At 62.1% G+C, this 264-nt stretch carries 1 pseudogene; it reads right to left on the bottom strand.

Annotation, left to right across the window (positions count from 1 at the left end):
* Positions 1–264: pseudogene (locus SB772_RS42025) on the bottom strand (acetolactate synthase, large subunit, biosynthetic type); the annotation flags it as partial.

Below are 264 nucleotides of genomic sequence, written 5' to 3'. Positions count from 1 at the left end.
CGCGATCGTCGAATCGGGAACCCACGGCAATCAGAAAGTCGCAATCTTCGACCGCATAATTCGCGCACGCGGCGCCGTGCATGCCGAGCATGCCAAGCGACAATTCGTGCTTTGCCGGTATGGCGCCGAGACCCATTAGCGTCGTCACTACCGGGATCCTGTAACGCTCCGAGAACGCGCGCAGCTCGGCTGCTGCGCCCGCTGCGATGACACCGCCGCCGACGTATAACAGCGGACGTTCGCTCTGCCGCAGAAGATCGAAGA

Source organism: Paraburkholderia sp. SIMBA_030, from assembly GCF_046535245.1.
Classification (GTDB): Bacteria; Pseudomonadota; Gammaproteobacteria; order Burkholderiales; family Burkholderiaceae; genus Paraburkholderia.
Note: the sequence above shows the minus strand (reverse complement) of the source record. Positions and strands in the feature narration are given on the sequence as shown.